The sequence below is a fragment of the Bacillus sp. YC2 genome (genome assembly GCF_019891195.1).
Taxonomy (GTDB): Bacteria; Bacillota; Bacilli; order Bacillales; family Bacillaceae; genus Bacillus.
Genome location: NZ_JAHXDO010000001.1, coordinates 237,720 through 256,039, shown reverse-complemented (window position 1 = coordinate 256,039; position 18,320 = coordinate 237,720). Strand labels below are relative to the sequence as shown.

Here is an 18,320-nt window from a genome sequence, read left to right as displayed (position 1 = left end):
TACCCCAGGGGGGTTTAATGAGAGGTGAGTGTATTGAGTGAACAAAAAGAGATGACGATTCAAGTGGCAGGGATGACCTGCGCCGCCTGCGCATCAAGAATTGAAAAAGGGCTGAAACGTATGGACGGGGTCACTGACGCCTCCGTCAATCTGGTGCTTGAGACGTCAAACATTTCCTATCAGCCTGACAAAATCGAAACTGAAGCGATTAAAGAAAAAATTGAAAAACTCGGATATCACGTCGTCACGGAAAAAACGGATTTTCAGATTGAAGGGATGACATGCGCCGCCTGCGCCAATCGAATTGAAAAGCGGCTGAATAAAATAGAGGGAGTCGACAGCGCGCCGGTTAACTTCGCTTTGGAAACAGTAACCGTTGAGTACAATCCAAAAACCGTTACGGCCGCGGACTTGAAAGACACAGTCGCGAAGCTCGGCTACCGTTTAGAGGAAAAGAGAGAGGGCGAGGAAGGTTCAGCCGAAACTCACAAGCAAAAGGAACAGCGAAAACAGCTGACCAGGCTGATTTTTTCTGCCATTCTCTCATTTCCGCTCTTATGGTCGATGGTCAGCCACTTTTCATTTACGTCCTTTATCTGGATGCCTGACATCCTGATGAACCCATGGATGCAATTCGCGCTTGCCACTCCGGTACAGCTTATCATCGGATGGCCTTTTTACACAGGAGCGTACAAAGCCCTCAGAAATAAAAGCGCCGATATGGACGTCCTTGTTGCGCTCGGAACGACGGCGGCATATGCTTACAGTCTTTATCTTACTATCGCCAGCCTCGGTCGAAACGGTCATGCTGAGGGGCTTTATTATGAAACGAGCGCGATTCTGCTGACTTTGATTTTGTTAGGAAAGCTTTTGGAAACGAAGGCGAAGGGACGCTCATCAGAAGCGATTAAAAAACTAATGAAGCTTCAGGCGAAGACGGCCGCGGTCGTGCGGGACGGCCGGGAACAGGTGATTCCGATCGAAGAGGTCCGGACCGGCGACATCGTTTATGTGAAACCTGGAGAGCGCGTGCCTGTAGACGGTGAGGTCATCGAAGGACATTCAGCGATTGATGAATCTATGATCACGGGAGAAAGCCTTCCCGTTGATAAATCTCCGGGCAGCACCGTAACCGGTGCGACGATAAACGCAAACGGCTTTCTCAAGATCAGAGCAGTCAATGTCGGAAAGGATACCGCTCTCGCTCACATTATTAAGATTGTGGAGAAAGCACAAGGATCAAAAGCGCCGATTCAGCGCCTCGCCGATCACATATCCGGCATCTTTGTCCCAATCGTGTTAGGCCTTGCCGTGCTGACTTTTTTCATTTGGTATATATGGGCGGCGCCAGGACAGTTTTCTGAAGCGATCGGCAAGTTCATCGCGGTTCTCGTTATCGCCTGTCCGTGCGCCCTCGGACTCGCCACCCCGACGAGCATTATGGCGGGATCAGGCCGGGCGGCTGAATTCGGCATTCTGTTTAAAGGCGGAGAGCATTTAGAAAAAACACAGCGGCTGACAACGATCGTGCTTGATAAAACAGGAACCGTTACAAACGGCAAGCCTGTATTGACAGACGCCATTCCCGCAGCGGGCGTGGAAGAGGATGATCTGCTGAGGTTTGCGGCGGCTGCTGAAACAGGCTCGGAGCATCCGCTTGGCGAAGCGATCGTATCCGGGGTCAGAAAGCGGGGCATCACCCTGCCGAAGCTGACCCGTTTCGAAGCCCGCGTCGGTTCCGGCATATACGCTGAAGCGGAAGGCAAAACGATTCTCGTCGGAACTAGAAGGCTGATGGAAAGTGAAAATATCGAGCATGAGGCGCTTCTTTCTCAAATGTCTATGCTTGAAGCAGAGGGGAAAACGGTCATGCTTGCAGCCGCTGACGGAAAAGCAGCAGGGCTTATCGCGGTCGCCGATACAATAAAAGATACGTCAAAAGCTGCGGTGAAGCGTCTGACGGACATGGGGCTGGACGTCATCATGATGACCGGAGACAACAAGAAAACGGCGGAAGCTATCGCAAAAGAAGCCGGCATCACCGCTGTGATTGCTGAAGTGCTTCCTGAACAAAAAGCTGAAGAAATTTCCCGGCTGCAGCAAGAAGGCAGACTTGTGGCCATGGTCGGCGACGGTATAAACGATGCTCCGGCACTGGCGACGGCTGATATCGGCATGGCCATCGGCACGGGGGCTGACATTGCAATGGAGACTGCGGATATCACGCTGATCCGCGGAGATCTGAACGGTATTGCCGGCGCCATCGGCATGAGCCGACTGACCATGAGAAACATTAAACAGAATTTAGGCTGGGCTTTGGGGTACAACACCATCGGCATCCCGATCGCCGCAGCCGGCTTTTTAGCTCCGTGGGTAGCGGGCGCGGCAATGGCATTCAGCTCAGTATCGGTGGTCCTGAATGCATTGCGTTTACAAAAGGTAAGAAAAGACAAAATCGGCTGAGGCCGGTTTTGTTTTTTTTATTGACACTTTATCCAAAAGCGGCATATAATAAAAGAAACTAATATATGAATATATGCTCATATATATAATTTGTTTACTTGCGTTCATGTTTTGGGAATCCTATTACGGAAGGTAAGGTGAGTCAAAATGAAAGCAGCCAAGCGGGAATTTGTGTTGGACGGACTGGATTGCAGCAACTGTGCCAAAAAAATTGAAAATGGCGTCAAGTCCATTGACGGCGTTGACGGGTGTGATGTCAATTTTGCGGCAAGCATCATTACGGTTACAGCCGGCGGCAAAGACGAACAATGGATGAAAGACGAAGTTGCGAAAAAAGTAAAAACCATTGATCCGCACGTAACCGTCCGTTCGAAACAAGACAAAAAAACAGACGGCGATGTATACCGTAAAAAACTGCAGATGATGATGGTGAGACTGGCCGCAGGCGCCATTTTGGCGGCAATTGCTTATTTCGTTCATGCAGGGGCCGTCCTTGAATTTCTGCTCTTTTTCGCCGCTTATTTAATCATCGGCGGGGATATCGCAGCCAGAGCAGCCAAAAACATTGTGCGGGGCCAGGTGTTTGATGAGCATTTTCTGATGGCGCTTGCTACAATCGGCGCTTTTATCATTCATCAATATCCGGAAGGCGTCGCGGTCATGCTGTTTTATCAAATCGGCGAACTGTTTCAGGGAGCGGCAGTCAACCGATCCAGAAAATCAATCAGCGCGCTGTTGGACATTCGTCCTGAGTACGCGAATTTGAAAACAGAAGAAGGCATTACGGCGGTTTCTCCGCAGGAAGTAAAGGCAGGACAGGTCATCGTCGTCAATCCGGGAGAACGGATCCCGTTAGACGGAAAGGTGCTGAGCGGATCATCAATGGTTGATACATCTGCCTTGACCGGGGAATCCGTACCGAAAAAAGCGGCGCCCGGACAAGATGTGATGGCCGGGTTCATGAACCAAAACGGCGTTCTGCACATTGAGACGTCAAAAGGATATGAAGACTCTGCCGTATCGAAAATACTGGATCTTGTTGAAAATGCGGGCAGCCGGAAAGCAAAAACGGAAAACTTCATCACGAAATTCGCAAAATATTATACACCGGCAGTCGTCATTGTTGCAGTGCTTCTCGCCTTTTTGCCGCCGCTTCTCGTCCCGTCCGCCGCTCTTTCTGACTGGGTGTACCGGGCGCTGATTTTTCTCGTGATTTCTTGTCCGTGCGCGCTCGTCGTCTCCATCCCGCTCGGGTTTTTCGGCGGTATCGGAGCCGCATCAAAAGCGGGGGTGCTTGTAAAAGGAAGCAACTATTTAGAGGCGCTCAATCAAGTAACTTACGCGGTTTTTGATAAAACGGGAACCTTAACAAAAGGCAATTTTGCCGTTACTGATATCAAACCGGCAGAGGGTTTTACAAAAGACCGGCTGCTTTATACGGCGGCACTTGCAGAAATCCATTCCAACCACCCGATCGCAGCGTCCATTCGCGAAGCTTACGGGAAACCGCTGGCCGCTGAGAAAATAGACGATTATGAAGAAATTCCCGGACACGGCATTCGGGCAAATGCCGGCGGATTAACGATTTTGGCCGGAAATAAAAAGCTCATGGAAAAAGAACAGATCGCCTCCGGCAAAAGTGAAGACGCCGGAACGGTTGTGTATATAGCCGTTGATCAGCAGTATGCCGGAGCCATCGTCATCGCTGATGAAATCAAAGAGGATGCCAAACAGGCCATCGCTTCCTTAAAAGCGCTCGGCGTTAAGCGCACGATGATGCTGACAGGTGATTCAAAACAGACCGGAGAGGCCGTCGGCAGAGCGTTAGGCATTGATGACGTTTATGCCGAGCTGCTGCCGGGGGATAAGGTGCAGCGTGTTGAAGAACTGGAAGCTAAGCTTTCACCGAATGAAAAACTGATGTTTGTCGGTGACGGTATTAATGATACGCCTGTGCTTGCCAGAGCTGATATCGGAGTTGCTATGGGCGCTCTCGGCTCGGATGCTGCTGTGGAAGCAGCTGATGTCGTCCTGATGACAGATCAGCCGTCAAAAACAGCCGAAGCCATCCGGATTGCACGCCGCACCCGCCGCATCGTCTGGCAGAACATCGGCTTTGCGTTAGGCGTGAAAATCATTTTTCTTCTGCTCGGCGCGCTTGGATTCGCCACAATGTGGGAAGCGGTCTTTTCTGATGTCGGCGTCACGCTTATTGCCGTTGCCAACGCCATGCGCGTCATGAGAGTGAAAATCTGATAAATGTCAAAGATAATTCTTTTTTCAGGGTTTGCTCCCGAAGGTTGTCTTGGTAAAATAGAGAAGCGGGCCGTCCGGCATCCGCTTCTTTTTTTATTTTAAAAACAATGAGGTGTCTGAGTGAAAAAGAAACAATCGTCTGCGAAATTTGCGGTGATCCTGACGTTAATCGTTGTCGTTTTATTTGGAGCCATCGTGCTTATTAATAATCAAACCGAAAAAACGGGTGAAACAGTCGCCAGCCAGCCATCCGTTAAAGGCCAGCCGGTGCTCGGCAAGGAAAGCGCTCCGGTGACGGTAGTAGAATTCGGAGATTACAAGTGTCCTTCCTGTAAAGTATTTAACAGCGATATTTTTCCGAAAATCAAAAAGGACTTTATTGACAAAGGCGACGTCAAATTTTCATTTGTGAACGTGATGTTCCACGGAACGGGCTCACGTCTGGCGGCTCTTGCTTCTGAAGAGGTCTGGAAAGAAGATCCGAAATCATTCTGGGCATTTCATGAGAAACTGTTTGAGGAACAGCCGTCAAGCGAACAGGAATGGGTCACGCCTGCGCTTCTTGAAAAAACGGTGAAAAGCACCGCGAAAAAGGTTGATCCTGGGAAGCTTAAAGAAAACCTCGATAAAGAGACCTTCGCAAAGGAGCTTAAAGCTGACACTGATCTGAATGATAAATTAAACATTACGGCTACACCGACGATTTACGTGAATGATAAGGTGATTAAAGATTTCTCCAATTATGATGAAATCTCAAAAACGATTAAGAAAGAGCTGAAAAATGAAAAATAGAATCGTATTTTTATATGTTTCTTGGGTTATCGCTCTTCTTGCCATGCTCGGCAGCCTTTATTTCAGCGAGATCAGAAAATTTATTCCGTGCGAGCTGTGCTGGTACCAGAGAATCTTGATGTACCCGCTTGTCCTGATTTTGGGAATCGCCACCTTCCAAGGTGACACGCGTGTGAAAAAATATGTGCTCCCGATGGCCGTCATCGGTGCGTTTATTTCAATCATGCATTACCTGGAACAGAAGGTGCCCGGTTTTAGCGGCATTAAGCCTTGCGTATACGGCGTGCCTTGCTCATCTGAATATATTAACTGGTTCGGTTTTATTACGATACCTTTCTTAGCCCTTACGGCATTTATTCTCATTATCATCTGTATGTGTTTTGTGAAAACGGAACGCACCTCAAAATAAAGAGCCTGCTCAATTTGAGCGGCTCTTTTTCTATTACTTATACCAAGTTTTATTTGTCTCAATCTGTCTGTTATGGGAACTGTCCCAAATATCCACTGAGTACGCATAATCATAATTCATGACACAGCGGATGCCGCTTCCTTGGGCATCATGCTGAAGTCCGAAATTATGGGAAAACTCATGCTGAGCCGCTTTTGCGGTATTGGCCGATCCTTGGTCAAGGTTGACGCTGAAAGCGGGGCCGTTCGGCTTTCCGTTATATACATACGCAATACCGCCGGCGTCAAAGCTTGATTTTGCGGTAAAACCGACGACAAAATGATAATTTTGCCTGCTGAAGCTGTTTTGAAGATTAGATAAAATTTGCGAACTGTTAGAACCGGAAGAATTCCAGGCTTGTACAGCCTGTACGACGAAATCAATATTGTGATCACGGTTGAACGCGACATCGGCCTGTTCCACAATCTGGACGATTCTGGTTTGCCAGTCGCTGTATTTGGCCCGGTATTCTGCGTCCGCCACAGCAAGCACTCTTACCTTTTGGCTGCCTGTGTTTGCTTTTGTTGACGCTTTATTTTGGCTGACATTGGCGTTAAACCGTTTTGTGCCGACCTGTTTTCCGTGTTCATCCAAAATTTTTGTGTCAACCGTCTGTTCAATCTGGACGGGTCCGCTTATATCCTTAAAATGATCGGCTTTCGGAAGCGGGTCCGTATATACCGTCTTTGCAGGCTCCGCGTGGCTGTGCGAATGTGTATGGCTTTCTGCAGATGGCAGGCCGGGAATCAATCCGGCAGTCAATAAAACAGGAAAAACAAGTGAACTGATTTTCATCTCATATACCCCCTTTATGTTAGAAAAGGAATTCAATGAAACTCTTAAAACACCTTCCATTAAAGTATAAAATAGGAAAATATTCTGTGATATTCTCCGTTCGAGATACAGTTGTCCCGGTTTTGGAAGGGAATGAGACTTGACTGGAATCAGAATCTTTCAAAAATAAGGTTGATTTTAAGGGAAAGCGATTATAAAATCTAAAGGTCGTCAGAAAATTTAACAAACAAAAAGGAGCATATGGAATGGCCTGGGAGCTGCTTAGTGTAATCGGCATCATTGCGTTTGCGGTCAGCGGAGCGATTGTTGCGATGGAAGAGGAGTATGATATGTTAGGCGTTTATATTTTGGGGATTGTAACGGCGTTTGGCGGAGGCGCCATCCGAAACCTGCTCATCGGTGTTCCGGTCTCGGCCTTGTGGGAACAGGGCGCGTTTTTTCAAATCGCCCTTGCATCAGTTACGATTGTCTTTTTGTTTCCGAAGCTTTTGTTAAGGCACTGGAATAAGTGGGGGAGCCTGTCTGATGCGATCGGGCTTTCCGCATTTGCCATCCAAGGCGCTTTATATGCTGTCAAAATGGGGCATCCGCTCAGTGCGGTGATTGCGGCGGCCGTGCTGACCGGAAGCGGAGGCGGTATCATCCGTGATTTGCTTGCTGGAAGGAAACCGCTAGTCCTCAAGGCGGAAATTTATGCAGTCTGGGCCGCACTCGGAGGATTAATCGTAGGTCTCGGCTGGGCCGGAAATGCCCTCGGCTTATATGTGCTGTTCCTTGTGCTTGTGGCATGCCGCGTCTGCTCCTATGTATTCAGATGGAGGCTGCCGATTCGTTCCTATCATATAGATCAATAAAAAACCGATTTCCCAAAAGGAAATCGGTTTTTTGTATACACAGGCCCTCCTTGAAAAAAGATGGGCTGTTATGATAAGATGAATTGTATTTAGTCAAATTATTGAATAATATATATTAATATCCAATTTTAATTTTACAGTATGTCAGCTTGTTTGTCAACTTTTATGTCGGAGGTGCTGCTGATGGCAAAGCATGATCAAGAATGGAAAGAAGAGCAGGCAAGGATAGATGCCGTACTGAACGAACTTGATAAAAAACAAAAGCGGCTTGAATCGTCATCCGGCGGACTGAAGCAAGATATTATCGGTCTGAGAAAAACGTTTTGGGAAGACGTCACCATTAATTTGGAGGATGACCATGAAAAAGCGGAGACGTTTTCAAGCATCAAACAGCAGGCCGATATGCTCTCAGAACGTGAACGAAGCCATCGGCATCAATACCAGCAGCTTCAGAGAATCAAAAAGCTGAAAGCATCTCCTTATTTCGGCCGTGTTGATTTTACGGAAAAAGGAGAGTCTGCTTCCGAGCAGATATATATTGGACTGACCTCTCTGATGGATGAAAACGATGAGCGATTTCTCATTTACGATTGGCGTGCCCCCATTTCCTCTCTCTACTATCAATATTCCCCGGGAAAAGCCCGTTATGAAGTGCCGGAAGAAACAATAGAAGGAGAGATTACGCTGAAGCGGCAGTTTATGATTAAAAACGGGGCGCTTAAAGCGATGTTTAATACGGATATGACGATTGGCGATGAAATGCTTCAAGAGGTGCTGAGCGACCATTCCGGCTCACAAATGAAAAGCATCGTCTCAACCATTCAAAAAGAACAAAATGAAATTATCCGGGATGAAAAAAGTAAATATTTGATTGTGCAGGGAGCCGCGGGAAGCGGAAAAACATCCGCAGCTCTTCAGCGTGCCGCCTATTTGCTGTATCGGGGGCGCGGTGTGCTTGATGCCCGTCAGATTGTTTTATTTTCACCTAATATTCTTTTTAACAGCTACGTATCCGCTGTATTGCCCGAACTGGGAGAAGAAAATATGGAACAGGCAACCTTTCAGGAATACATCGTCCGCCGGCTTGGACGCAAGTTTCATTGTGAAAGCCCGTATGAGCAGCTTGAATATTGTCTGACAGAGCAAGATGATGGCGTGCTCTCTGTTAGGCTTTCTGCAATTGCCTATAAAGCATCATCGGCGTTTCAAAGTCTCATTGACCGCTATGTCAGCTCACTGTCTGCTTCCGGCCTCATTTGTAAGCATATCAGCTTTCGCGGAGAAACCTTGATTTCAAAGGAGCAGATAGAAGCTTATTTTTATTCGCTTGACCACCAACTGCCGATCCCGACCAGAGCGGAGCTGACGGCTGAATGGCTTCTTGCTGAAATCAGCGCGCTGGAAAAAAAGGAACGGCGGAAGGAATGGGTGATACAGGAAAGCGAGCTGCTCGATAAGGAAGACTATGCAGATGTCTATCAAAAACTCCAAAAAAAAGAGGCGTTTGGCGAGCATACCTTTGATGACCATCAGCGGGAACAGCGGCTGCTTTGCGCCATCATTGTCAGCAAAGCCTTTAAGCCGATCAAGCAGGCGGTCAGACAGCTCGCCTTTCTCGATATCAAACGGATGTATCTTCAGCTTTTCTCAGATTGGGGGCCCTTTGAAAAACCCGATCAATGGCATGTTATCGGATCACTGAGCCGCGAAGCTTTTGCAGAGCTGACGCTTCCGTATGAAGATGCAGCCCCGTATCTTTACTTGCAGGACTTAATAGAAGGAAAAAGAAAAAATACACAAATGAAGCACATATTCATTGATGAAGCGCAAGATTATTCTCCGTTTCAGCTCACTTATATCCGGAGCCTATTTCCGGCGGCCAGAATGACAATACTTGGTGACGTAAACCAGTCTATCTATGCTCATACGATGAGAGACCCTTCTTCACTCGCCGGATGTTTTCAGAAAAGCGAAGCAAAGCGTGTCAGTCTGACGCGCACCTACAGATCGACAAGGCAGATCGTCGAGTTTACGAAAGCGCTGCTGGCTGACGGCGCTGACATTGAGCCATTTAACCGGAACGGCGAAACACCGCGTGTCTGCCGGACGGATACAGCAGAAGCGCAGCAAGAAAAACTGGCGGATACGATACGTGAGCTGCAGCAAAAAGGATTGGAAACGATCGCCGTGATTTGCAAAACAGCCGATGAAGCGAAACGGGTTTACGGCGCCGCCAGCGAAAAAAACGGCATCCGGTTGATCAGCAAAGAAAACCATACCTTTCAACAAGGCGTATGTGTGATACCGGTTTATTTGGCGAAAGGCATTGAGTTTGACGCCGTCATTGTGCATGATGCCTCCTTTCGCCAATACAGCAGCGATCATGACCGCAAGCTGTTATATACAGCCTGTACCCGGGCGATGCACCATCTGACCGTGCTGTCTCTCGGAGAAGTGACACCCTTCATTACAGAAGTATCCGCTGATTTATATGTGTAAAGCCCTTTGCCTGCCGCAAAGGGCTTTTTATCATTAGGAATCTTAATCATTGTCATCATGATTATATATTTTACTTACATACAAACTTTCGGTAAAGTTCAATTAGAACTTATTTTGACAATTCCTATACGTTTAATTCCTTGTGAGGTGGATATCGTTGCAACTTCAGGTCATGAACAGTCCGTTTAATCAGGAGCAGGCAGAGCTCCTTAACCGCCTTCTGCCGACCTTGACCGAATCACAAAAAATCTGGCTGAGCGGTTACCTGGCTGCCGCCCGAACCGAATCCGTTGAAAACGCCGCACCTGCGGCAGGGCTCCCGGCTGAAAGCCCCGTGATCTCCAAAGAAGTGACCGTATTATACGGATCACAAACCGGAAATGCGGAAGGCCTTGCGAAACAGACGGTAAAAACGCTTGAGGAACGGGGATTCCAAGTAACCGTCGCATCGATGAATGATTTTAAGCCGAATAGTCTGAAAAAAATAAACAATTTACTGATCGTCGTGAGTACGCACGGAGAAGGCGATCCGCCGGATAACGCGCTGTCATTTCATGAATTTCTCCACGGGAGACGAGCACCGAAGCTTGATGCGCTCCGTTATTCCGTATTGGCGCTCGGCGACAGCTCTTATGAATTTTTCTGCCAAACCGGTAAAGAATTTGATCAGCGCCTTGAAGAACTCGGCGGCACACAGCTTGCGCCGAGGGTTGATTGTGATCTTGACTATGATGAGCCATTTTCGGAATGGCTTGATGCCGTTCTTGGCGGTTTGAGCGAAGGAGAGGCAAACAGAGCAGCCGAAGCCCCGGCTCAAACGCCGCAGACCGGTGAATCTGTCTATTCCAGAACGAATCCGTTTCGGGCGGAGGTTCTTGAAAACATCAATCTGAACGGACGCGGATCAAATAAAGAGACACGCCATCTCGAGCTGTCTCTTGAAGGCTCGGGTCTTTCGTATCAGCCGGGAGACAGCCTCGGCATTTATCCCGAAAATGATCCGGCTCTCGTTGACGAGCTTCTCAAAGAGCTGAAATGGGACCCTGAACAAGAGGTGGCGGTGAATAAACAAGGAGATGTCCGCTCGCTGAAGGACGCGCTCACGGCTCACTTTGAAATCACCGTGTTAACAAAACCGCTGCTTCAAAAGTTTGCCCAGTTTACGTCTGATAATAAGTTGAGTGAGCTGCTGGCCGAAGGAAATGAAGAGCGGGCAAAAGCATACCTTGAAGGCCGTGATCTGCTCGATCTCATCCGTGATTTCGGGCCGTGGGAAGCATCCGCGGAAGAATTTATTTCCATCCTGCGTAAAATGCCGGCCCGCCTTTATTCGATTGCAAGCAGTTTAGAAGCGAATCCGGAAGAAGTGCATCTGACGATCGGAGCAGTTCGGTACGATGCGCACGGACGGGAACGAAAAGGCGTGTGCAGCATCCTTTGTGCGGAAAGGCTCCAGCCCGGAGACACGCTGCCGATTTACATTCAGCACAACCAAAACTTCAAGCTTCCGGAGAATCCTGATACACCGATAATTATGGTGGGGCCGGGGACAGGCATCGCCCCGTTCCGTTCATTTATACAGGAGCGTGAAGAGTCCGGTGCGCAAGGGAAGACATGGCTGTTTTTCGGAGACCAGCACTTTGTCACAGATTTTCTGTATCAGACGGAATGGCAGAAGTGGCTGAAAGACGGTGTGCTGACAAAAATGGACGTCGCATTTTCCCGTGATTCAGAAGAAAAAGTATATGTGCAGCACCGCATGAAGGAACAAAGCAAAGAGTTATTCGAATGGCTGCAGCAAGGAGCCGCCGTTTACATCTGCGGCGATGAACAGCATATGGCGCATGACGTGCATCAGGCACTGCTGGACATCATTCAGGAAGAGGGCGGCATGAGCCGTGAAAAAGCGGAAAGCTTCCTGGCTGACATGCAGCAGAAAAAACGCTACCAGCGTGATGTATACTGATTTTGGTTTGAAAGGAGTTTTTCAGCATGGTGAAAAACATTTTAAAAGCGCCGGAAGGCCCTCCAAGTGATGTTGAGGAAATTAAAGAAAAAAGCGATTATTTACGCGGCACACTGAAGGAAGTAATGCTGGACCGGATTTCTGCCGGCATCCCGGATGACGACAACCGCCTGATGAAGCACCACGGCAGCTACTTGCAGGATGACCGCGATCTCCGTAATGAACGCCAAAAGCAAAAGCTTGAGCCGGCTTATCAATTCATGCTGCGCGTCCGTATGCCCGGGGGCGTTTCAACGCCGGCGCAGTGGCTTGTGATGGATGAACTGGCGCAAAAATACGGCAATCACACTTTAAAGCTCACGACGCGCGAGACGTTCCAAATGCACGGGATTTTAAAATGGAACATGAAAAAAACGATTCAGGAAATTAACGCTGCGCTATTAGATACAATTGCGGCATGCGGAGACGTCAACCGAAACGTCATGTGCGCTTCAAACCCGTATCAGTCTGAGATCCATACGGAAGTATATGAATGGTCAAAGAAACTGAGTGACGACCTTCTCCCGCGCACAAGAGCCTATCATGAAATCTGGCTTGATGAAGAGCGTGTGGCGGGTACGGCGGAAACGGAAGAAACAGAACCGATGTACGGGCCGCTTTATCTGCCGCGGAAATTCAAAATCGGAATTGCGGTGCCTCCGTCCAATGATATCGATGTTTTTTCTCAAGACCTTGGCTTTATCGCCATCGTGGAAGAGGGGAAGCTTATCGGCTTCAATGTGGCGATCGGGGGCGGCATGGGAATGACGCACGGTGATACGGCCACTTATCCGCAGCTTGCCAAAGTGATCGGATTCTGCAAACCGGAGCAGCTGTACGATGTAGCGGAAAAAGTCATCACGATTCAGCGAGATTACGGAAACCGTTCTGTCCGAAAAAACGCCAGATTTAAGTATACGGTTGACCGCCTCGGGCTGGAAAACGTAAAAGCTGAGCTGGAAAACCGCCTCGGCTGGCGTTTAGCTGAAGCGAAAGCCTATCACTTTGACCATAACGGCGACCGTTACGGCTGGGTAAAGGGCGTTAAAGGAAAATGGCATTTTACGATGTTTATCGAAGGCGGCCGGGTTACAGACTATGAAGATTACAAGCTCATGACGGGTTTGCGGGAAATCGCCAAAGTCCATACCGGTGATTTCCGTCTCACATCGAATCAAAACCTGATTATCGGCAATGTCACAAGCCAGAAAAAGAAACAAATCAGCGAGCTAATTGAACAATACAGCTTGTCCGACGGCAGACAGCATTCAGCCCTCCGCCGCGGTTCAATGGCCTGCGTCGCTCTTCCGACTTGCGGACTCGCAATGGCCGAAGCGGAGCGTTATCTGCCGAAGCTGATTGATAAAATTGAAGAAATCGTGGACGAAAACGGGCTCCGTGATGAAGAAATCACCATCCGTATGACGGGATGCCCGAACGGCTGCGCCCGCCACGCCCTTGGTGAAATCGGATTTATCGGCAAGGCGCCCGGAAAATATAACATGTATTTAGGCGCGGCATTTGACGGCAGCCGCTTAAGCAAAATGTACCGTGAAAATATCGGTGAAGAAGAGATTCTGAGCGAGCTTCGGACGATTCTTCCGCGCTACGCCAAAGAACGCGGGGAAGGCGAACACTTTGGAGATTTCGTCATCCGCGCCGGCATTATTAAAGCGACGACAGACGGCACGAATTTTCACGAATAAAAAAAGAGGCACAGTGTCAAAAATAAAAAAGGATAGAGAAGCGCTGACTAAAGAGCAGCTTTCTCTATCTTTTTTTTAGGGAAAATTAAAAGCGCCATATCCTAAGAGGAGGAGTCACATTATGCCAGCAGCAGTAGAGAAGACTGAGGACGGCTATACAGCCGCGTTTCATTGTCCGCTGCATCATTCAGCAGAAACGGTTTGGGCGGCGTTAACTGAAAATGATACATTACAAAAATGGATGCCTAATCTCCAAGTGAAAGACCTTCGAAAAAACGGGGCGATCACATTTCATATGAACGACGGGACAGGTGATTCTTTTGATATGAAAATAACAGACTTCAAAGAACAATCCTTTCTCCAGTACGAATGGGGGGAGGGCTGGGTGCGCTTTGAGCTGTGTCCTGAGAATGACGGATGTTTATTGGTATTAAAAGAATATATTCCGGCTCTCAGTGATCATACCTCAAAAGATTTGGCCGGGTGGCACGTATGTCTTGATGTATACCGCGCATTACTGGACGGCCGATATATGGACTTTCCAAAAGACGAATGGGAAAAGCAGCGCGAGAAATACGCCGCAATTATCAATCAGTTAACATGAGCAAGAACGATTTTAGATGAAAAGCGTGTTTTAACATCCTTTGTTCAAAACACGCTTTTTCTCTTGTTTCTTTAAAAAGAAAAAGTTTAGCCTGCGGCAAAAAAGTTCGCCGTGAGCGCATTGTGAGAAATTTTAAATAAAAAAGGGTAAAATAAAAGAAGACACATGGGGCGAAAATGATATTGGATTGTCAGATAAATGGCGCTGACCCTTGGCAAAGTGAAGAAGACAGGCAATGATCATCATAAATCGATGCAGCAGATGAAGGAGGTCATGCGTTTGGACATATTTTTAGTTGTACTCGTACTTTTAACCATCATTGCGATCTCAAATATCATAAATCGGTTTGTCCCCTTTATCCCTGTGCCGCTGATTCAGGTGGCGCTCGGTATTATTGCGGCATCTTTTCCGCAGGGGCTTCATTTTGAACTCAATACGGAATTGTTTTTTGTTCTGTTTATCGCGCCTCTTCTTTTTAACGACGGGAAGAGAACGCCTCGTGCAGAGCTTTGGAATTTAAGAGCGCCGATATTGCTGCTGGCGCTGGGTCTTGTGTTTGCCACGGTGATTGTCGGCGGTTATACGATTCACTGGATGATCCCGGGCATTCCGCTTGCCGCCGCATTTGGGCTGGCGGCGATCCTGTCACCGACTGACGTTGTGGCGGTCAGCGCGCTGTCAGGGCGTGTGAAGATGCCTAAAGGGATTCTTCGTTTGCTTGAAGGGGAAGGCCTGATGAATGATGCGTCAGGTCTTGTCGCTTTCAAGTTTGCGATTGCGGCGGCTGTGACGGGCGCGTTTTCGTTAACACAGGCCGCGTTCAGCTTCGTTCTGATCTCAGTCGGAGGCTTACTCAGCGGTGTCGTCATTTCCTTTCTGATCATCCGTTTCCGGTTATTTTTGCGCCGTCTCGGTATGCAGGATGTCACGATGCACATGCTCATTCAAATCCTGACGCCGTTTGTCATTTATCTGGCTGCGGAAGAAATCGGTGTGTCCGGCATTTTAGCAGTTGTGGCTGGAGGAATCACCCATGCGGTCGAGCAGGATCGTCTTGAATCCGCAATGGTCAAATTGCAAATCGTGTCTTCAAGTACGTGGAATATCATTCTGTTCATTCTCAACGGTCTCGTCTTCGTCATCCTGGGAACGCAAATACCGGATGTCGTGTCTGTCATTTTTAATGATACCGCGTTTAACAATATGATGGTCATCGGATACATTCTCGTCATTACAATGACGGTAATGATTCTCAGATTTTTATGGGTGCTGTTTTTTTGGAACGGCAAATGGTTCTTTAACAAGGATCAAAGCATTTATAAACCGGGACTGCGCACCACCTTGCTGATTTCTGTTTCAGGGGTCAGGGGAGCGGTCACGCTTGCAGGGTCGTTTTCCATTCCTTACGTGCTGGCTGACGGCACGCCGTTTCCTGAACGGAATTTGATTCTCTTTTTGGCAGCCGGCGTGATTTTGTGCACATTGGTTTTGGCCACGATCGTGCTGCCGATATTGACTGACAAACAGGAGGATAATGTAAAAGAAAAGAAAGTCAAATTGCTGACAGCGAGACGGAAGCTGATTAAGGCTGCTTTAACGACCATTAAAGAAAACATGAATGATACAAACAAAGCAGCGTCTCTTGCGGTCATTGCCGAATACAATGAAAAAATGAAAAATCTCAGGTTTCAGCAATTCACTGTTAAAAAGCGCACGAAAAAAGATGAGCGGAAAGTCCGCGCGCAGGGCATTCAGGCTGAACAAGAAGAGCTGCTGCGGCTGATAGACCGGGGGGAGATACCGGAAGAAACGGCTGAAAGCCTTCAAGAGAGGTTTGATGAGCTGGAAGTGCTGTACACCAACCCATTTAAAGTCGGCTTATCAAAGACGAAGCTGAAACGGCTTATGTATTGGATATTTTTCGGCGAGCATAAAAAGCCGGAAATGTCGATTTTAAATGAAGAAGGTTTAATTCGCGCAACCCGGGTCAAAACGGCTAAGGCGGCCATTGAAAGCCTGAAAAAACATATGACAGATGAAAATAAAGACGTCACGCTCGCCGTCCTATCATTTTACAATCATTTGATCTTCAGGCTGGAAAATATGTATCAAGAGTATAGCCCGAGCCGCCGTTTTGAAAATCAGAAGCTTGAGATTAAGCTGAAGGCCGTACAGGCTATCCGCAACGAAATTCAAACATTATTCGAAGAACGGGAAATTTCCCGGGACATGTCACATGAGCTTCGCCAGTACATTAATGATGTGGAAGCGGCAATGCTTGACGGAGGAGAATAAAAAAAGTCCGGCGCACAAGGCGCCGGCTTTTTTTGCATTACGGGCGATGGAATTCAACTGAATTGCCGTCGCGGTCGAACCAGCCTCTGAAGGCCCAGTTGATCCAGCCGCCGTCGCCTTTATTGGTAAAGCTTCCGTCTTCAAACACCCAAATGCCGTACGTAATCCCGTCATAAACCGCAGAACCGTAAAACTTCACGCCGTTTAAATGATCTTCATACTCCTGGCTCAAATTAAACACCATGACATTATATTTTTGTCCGGATGAGTAAAAGGAAGACTCCATTAAATTTTTCACAAATCCATCTCGGTTTTGAGCGGATTTAATCGCGTCGGCAATTTTGCCGCCGATTCCTAATACGTCAACGTCGATGTTTAAACCTACATCTTTTGCTGAGACGTCTGAGGATTTCTGTGAGATGTTCTGAGGAGCTGGATTTTCTTTTGCAGATACAAAGGACATGGGAGCGAGTGACAAGGCGGCACCGAGGGCAACGGTCATAGGGATACGCATACGTTTCATTATATTTCCTCCTTTAAGGTTTGGTTGGTACAGTTGGTTTTACCCGGCCAGTCACCCAGTTAACCAGATTTTTTATAAAATGGGAAAATAATAACGTTTATGGTTCTCGGGAACTAAAGGCGGCTCCCTATAATGGTTTGCGAGCGTATTGTTGGTTTCTGACGGCAAAAATGTGAGATAATAATAAACGTTTACATAATGAATAGAAAGGATGGTTCAAAGTGGCGAAAAGCTTAAAAGATACTGTGAAGCTGCATAATGGCGTTGATATGCCGTGGTTCGGCCTTGGGGTGTTCAAGGTGGAAAACGGTAGCGTAGCGGCAAACTCTGTCGAAGCGGCAATCAGAAACGGTTACCGCAGCATTGACACGGCGGCTATTTATAAAAATGAAGAAGGCGTCGGCGAAGGCATCAAAGCCTCAGGCGTTGCCAGAGACGAGCTGTTCATCACGTCAAAAGTGTGGAATGAAGACCAAGGGTATGAAACGACACTTGACGCGTTTGAGAAAAGCCTTGAGCGCCTCGGCCTTGATTACCTGGATCTGTATTTGATCCACTGGCCTGGGAAGGACAAATACAAAGACACATGGCGCGCCCTTGAAAAGCTGTACAAAGACGGCAAAATCCGCGCGATCGGTGTCAGCAACTTCCAGGTGCATCATTTGGAAGAGCTGCTGAAGGACGCTGAAATCAAGCCGATGGTCAACCAAATTGAATTCCATCCTCGTTTGACTCAGAAAGAAGTAAGAGATTTCTGCAAGGCGCAGGGCATTCAAGTGGAAGCGTGGTCTCCGCTTATGCAGGGGCAGCTGCTGGATAATGAGGTACTGTCACAAATTGCAGAAAAACATAACAAATCGGTTGCCCAAGTGATTTTGCGCTGGGACCTTCAAAACGAAGTCGTAACGATTCCGAAATCCATTAAAGAGCACCGCATTATAGAAAATGCCGATATTTTTGATTTCGAACTATCACAGGAAGAAATCGAAAAAATCAATGCATTGAATAAGGACGAGCGTGTGGGTCCGAATCCGGACGAGCTTCTGTTCTAATCAAAAAAACAGCCTGAAAAGGCTGTTT

At 47.8% G+C, this 18,320-nt stretch carries 13 protein-coding genes; 11 read left to right on the top strand and 2 right to left on the bottom strand.

Going from position 1 to position 18,320, the window contains the following annotated elements:
* Nucleotides 1–33 precede the first annotated feature (33 nt).
* The 4 genes from copA (at nt 34) to KY305_RS01260 (ending at nt 5,920) form a co-directional block, all read left to right on the top strand.
* Nucleotides 34–2,463: a copper-exporting P-type ATPase CopA gene (copA, locus tag KY305_RS01275; protein WP_223061014.1), complete on the top strand. Its 2,430-nt coding sequence runs from the start codon at nt 34–36 to the stop codon at nt 2,461–2,463.
* A 147-nt stretch (nt 2,464–2,610) separates the two neighbouring features.
* Nucleotides 2,611–4,719, top strand: coding sequence for a heavy metal translocating P-type ATPase (locus KY305_RS01270; protein ID WP_223061013.1), 2,109 nt, complete (start codon nt 2,611–2,613; stop codon nt 4,717–4,719).
* 120 nt (nt 4,720–4,839) lie between these two features.
* Entirely contained in the window at nt 4,840–5,511 is a 672-nt protein-coding gene (gene bdbD / locus KY305_RS01265) for a disulfide bond formation protein BdbD (RefSeq protein ID WP_223061012.1), read from the top strand.
* Nucleotides 5,501–5,920 (top strand): disulfide oxidoreductase, encoded by a 420-nt coding sequence (locus KY305_RS01260; protein ID WP_214803014.1) that lies wholly within the window; start codon nt 5,501–5,503, stop codon nt 5,918–5,920. The genes bdbD and KY305_RS01260 overlap by 11 nt, the downstream gene beginning before the upstream one ends.
* Nucleotides 5,921–5,953: 33 nt before the next feature.
* On the opposite strand, the gene KY305_RS01255 is transcribed toward KY305_RS01260, so the two are convergent.
* Nucleotides 5,954–6,754: a zinc-dependent metalloprotease gene (locus KY305_RS01255; protein ID WP_223061011.1), complete on the bottom strand. Its 801-nt coding sequence runs from the start codon at nt 6,752–6,754 to the stop codon at nt 5,954–5,956.
* A 245-nt stretch (nt 6,755–6,999) separates the two neighbouring features.
* Here KY305_RS01255 and KY305_RS01250 point away from each other — a divergent pair, with 245 nt between their 5' ends.
* The 6 genes from KY305_RS01250 to KY305_RS01225 all read left to right on the top strand — a co-directional run bounded on the left by KY305_RS01250 (nt 7,000) and on the right by KY305_RS01225 (nt 16,717).
* Nucleotides 7,000–7,608 carry a trimeric intracellular cation channel family protein gene (locus tag KY305_RS01250; protein WP_223061010.1) on the top strand — a complete coding sequence of 203 codons (609 nt, stop codon included), beginning with the start codon at nt 7,000–7,002 and terminating at the stop codon, nt 7,606–7,608.
* Nucleotides 7,609–7,791: 183 nt separating this feature from the next.
* Complete coding sequence (gene helD / locus KY305_RS01245) at nt 7,792–10,107, top strand: RNA polymerase recycling motor HelD (RefSeq protein WP_223061009.1); 2,316 nt, start codon at nt 7,792–7,794, stop codon at nt 10,105–10,107.
* A gap of 157 nt (nt 10,108–10,264) precedes the next feature.
* Nucleotides 10,265–12,073 carry an assimilatory sulfite reductase (NADPH) flavoprotein subunit gene (locus tag KY305_RS01240; RefSeq protein ID WP_223061008.1) on the top strand — a complete coding sequence of 603 codons (1,809 nt, stop codon included), beginning with the start codon at nt 10,265–10,267 and terminating at the stop codon, nt 12,071–12,073.
* 26 nt (nt 12,074–12,099) lie between these two features.
* Entirely contained in the window at nt 12,100–13,818 is a 1,719-nt protein-coding gene (cysI, locus tag KY305_RS01235) for an assimilatory sulfite reductase (NADPH) hemoprotein subunit (protein WP_223061007.1), read from the top strand.
* Nucleotides 13,819–13,939: 121 nt separating this feature from the next.
* Nucleotides 13,940–14,422, top strand: coding sequence for an SRPBCC family protein (locus tag KY305_RS01230; RefSeq protein ID WP_223061006.1), 483 nt, complete (start codon nt 13,940–13,942; stop codon nt 14,420–14,422).
* Nucleotides 14,423–14,701: 279 nt separating this feature from the next.
* Nucleotides 14,702–16,717, top strand: a complete 2,016-nt coding sequence (locus tag KY305_RS01225) for a Na+/H+ antiporter (RefSeq protein ID WP_223061005.1) — start codon at nt 14,702–14,704, stop codon at nt 16,715–16,717.
* Between the two features lie 37 nt (nt 16,718–16,754).
* On the opposite strand, the gene KY305_RS01220 is transcribed toward KY305_RS01225, so the two are convergent.
* Nucleotides 16,755–17,240: a stress protein gene (locus tag KY305_RS01220; protein WP_223061004.1), complete on the bottom strand. Its 486-nt coding sequence runs from the start codon at nt 17,238–17,240 to the stop codon at nt 16,755–16,757.
* 221 nt (nt 17,241–17,461) lie between these two features.
* Between KY305_RS01220 and KY305_RS01215 the strand changes: the two genes are divergently transcribed.
* Nucleotides 17,462–18,292 carry an aldo/keto reductase gene (locus KY305_RS01215; protein ID WP_223061003.1) on the top strand — a complete coding sequence of 277 codons (831 nt, stop codon included), beginning with the start codon at nt 17,462–17,464 and terminating at the stop codon, nt 18,290–18,292.
* Nucleotides 18,293–18,320 lie beyond the last annotated feature (28 nt).

Excerpts from the sequence above, each read along its gene's own strand:
- KY305_RS01270 (WP_223061013.1), top strand. The coding sequence starts at position 2,611 with ATGAAAGCAGCCAAGCGGGAATTTGTGTTGGACGGACTGGATTGCAGC.
- KY305_RS01260 (WP_214803014.1), top strand. The coding sequence starts at position 5,501 with ATGAAAAATAGAATCGTATTTTTATATGTTTCTTGGGTTATCGCTCTT.
- KY305_RS01255 (WP_223061011.1), bottom strand. The coding sequence starts at position 6,754 with ATGAAAATCAGTTCACTTGTTTTTCCTGTTTTATTGACTGCCGGATTG.
- KY305_RS01250 (WP_223061010.1), top strand. The coding sequence starts at position 7,000 with ATGGCCTGGGAGCTGCTTAGTGTAATCGGCATCATTGCGTTTGCGGTC.
- helD (WP_223061009.1), top strand. The coding sequence starts at position 7,792 with ATGGCAAAGCATGATCAAGAATGGAAAGAAGAGCAGGCAAGGATAGAT.
- cysI (WP_223061007.1), top strand. The coding sequence starts at position 12,100 with ATGGTGAAAAACATTTTAAAAGCGCCGGAAGGCCCTCCAAGTGATGTT.
- KY305_RS01230 (WP_223061006.1), top strand. The coding sequence starts at position 13,940 with ATGCCAGCAGCAGTAGAGAAGACTGAGGACGGCTATACAGCCGCGTTT.
- KY305_RS01220 (WP_223061004.1), bottom strand. The coding sequence starts at position 17,240 with ATGAAACGTATGCGTATCCCTATGACCGTTGCCCTCGGTGCCGCCTTG.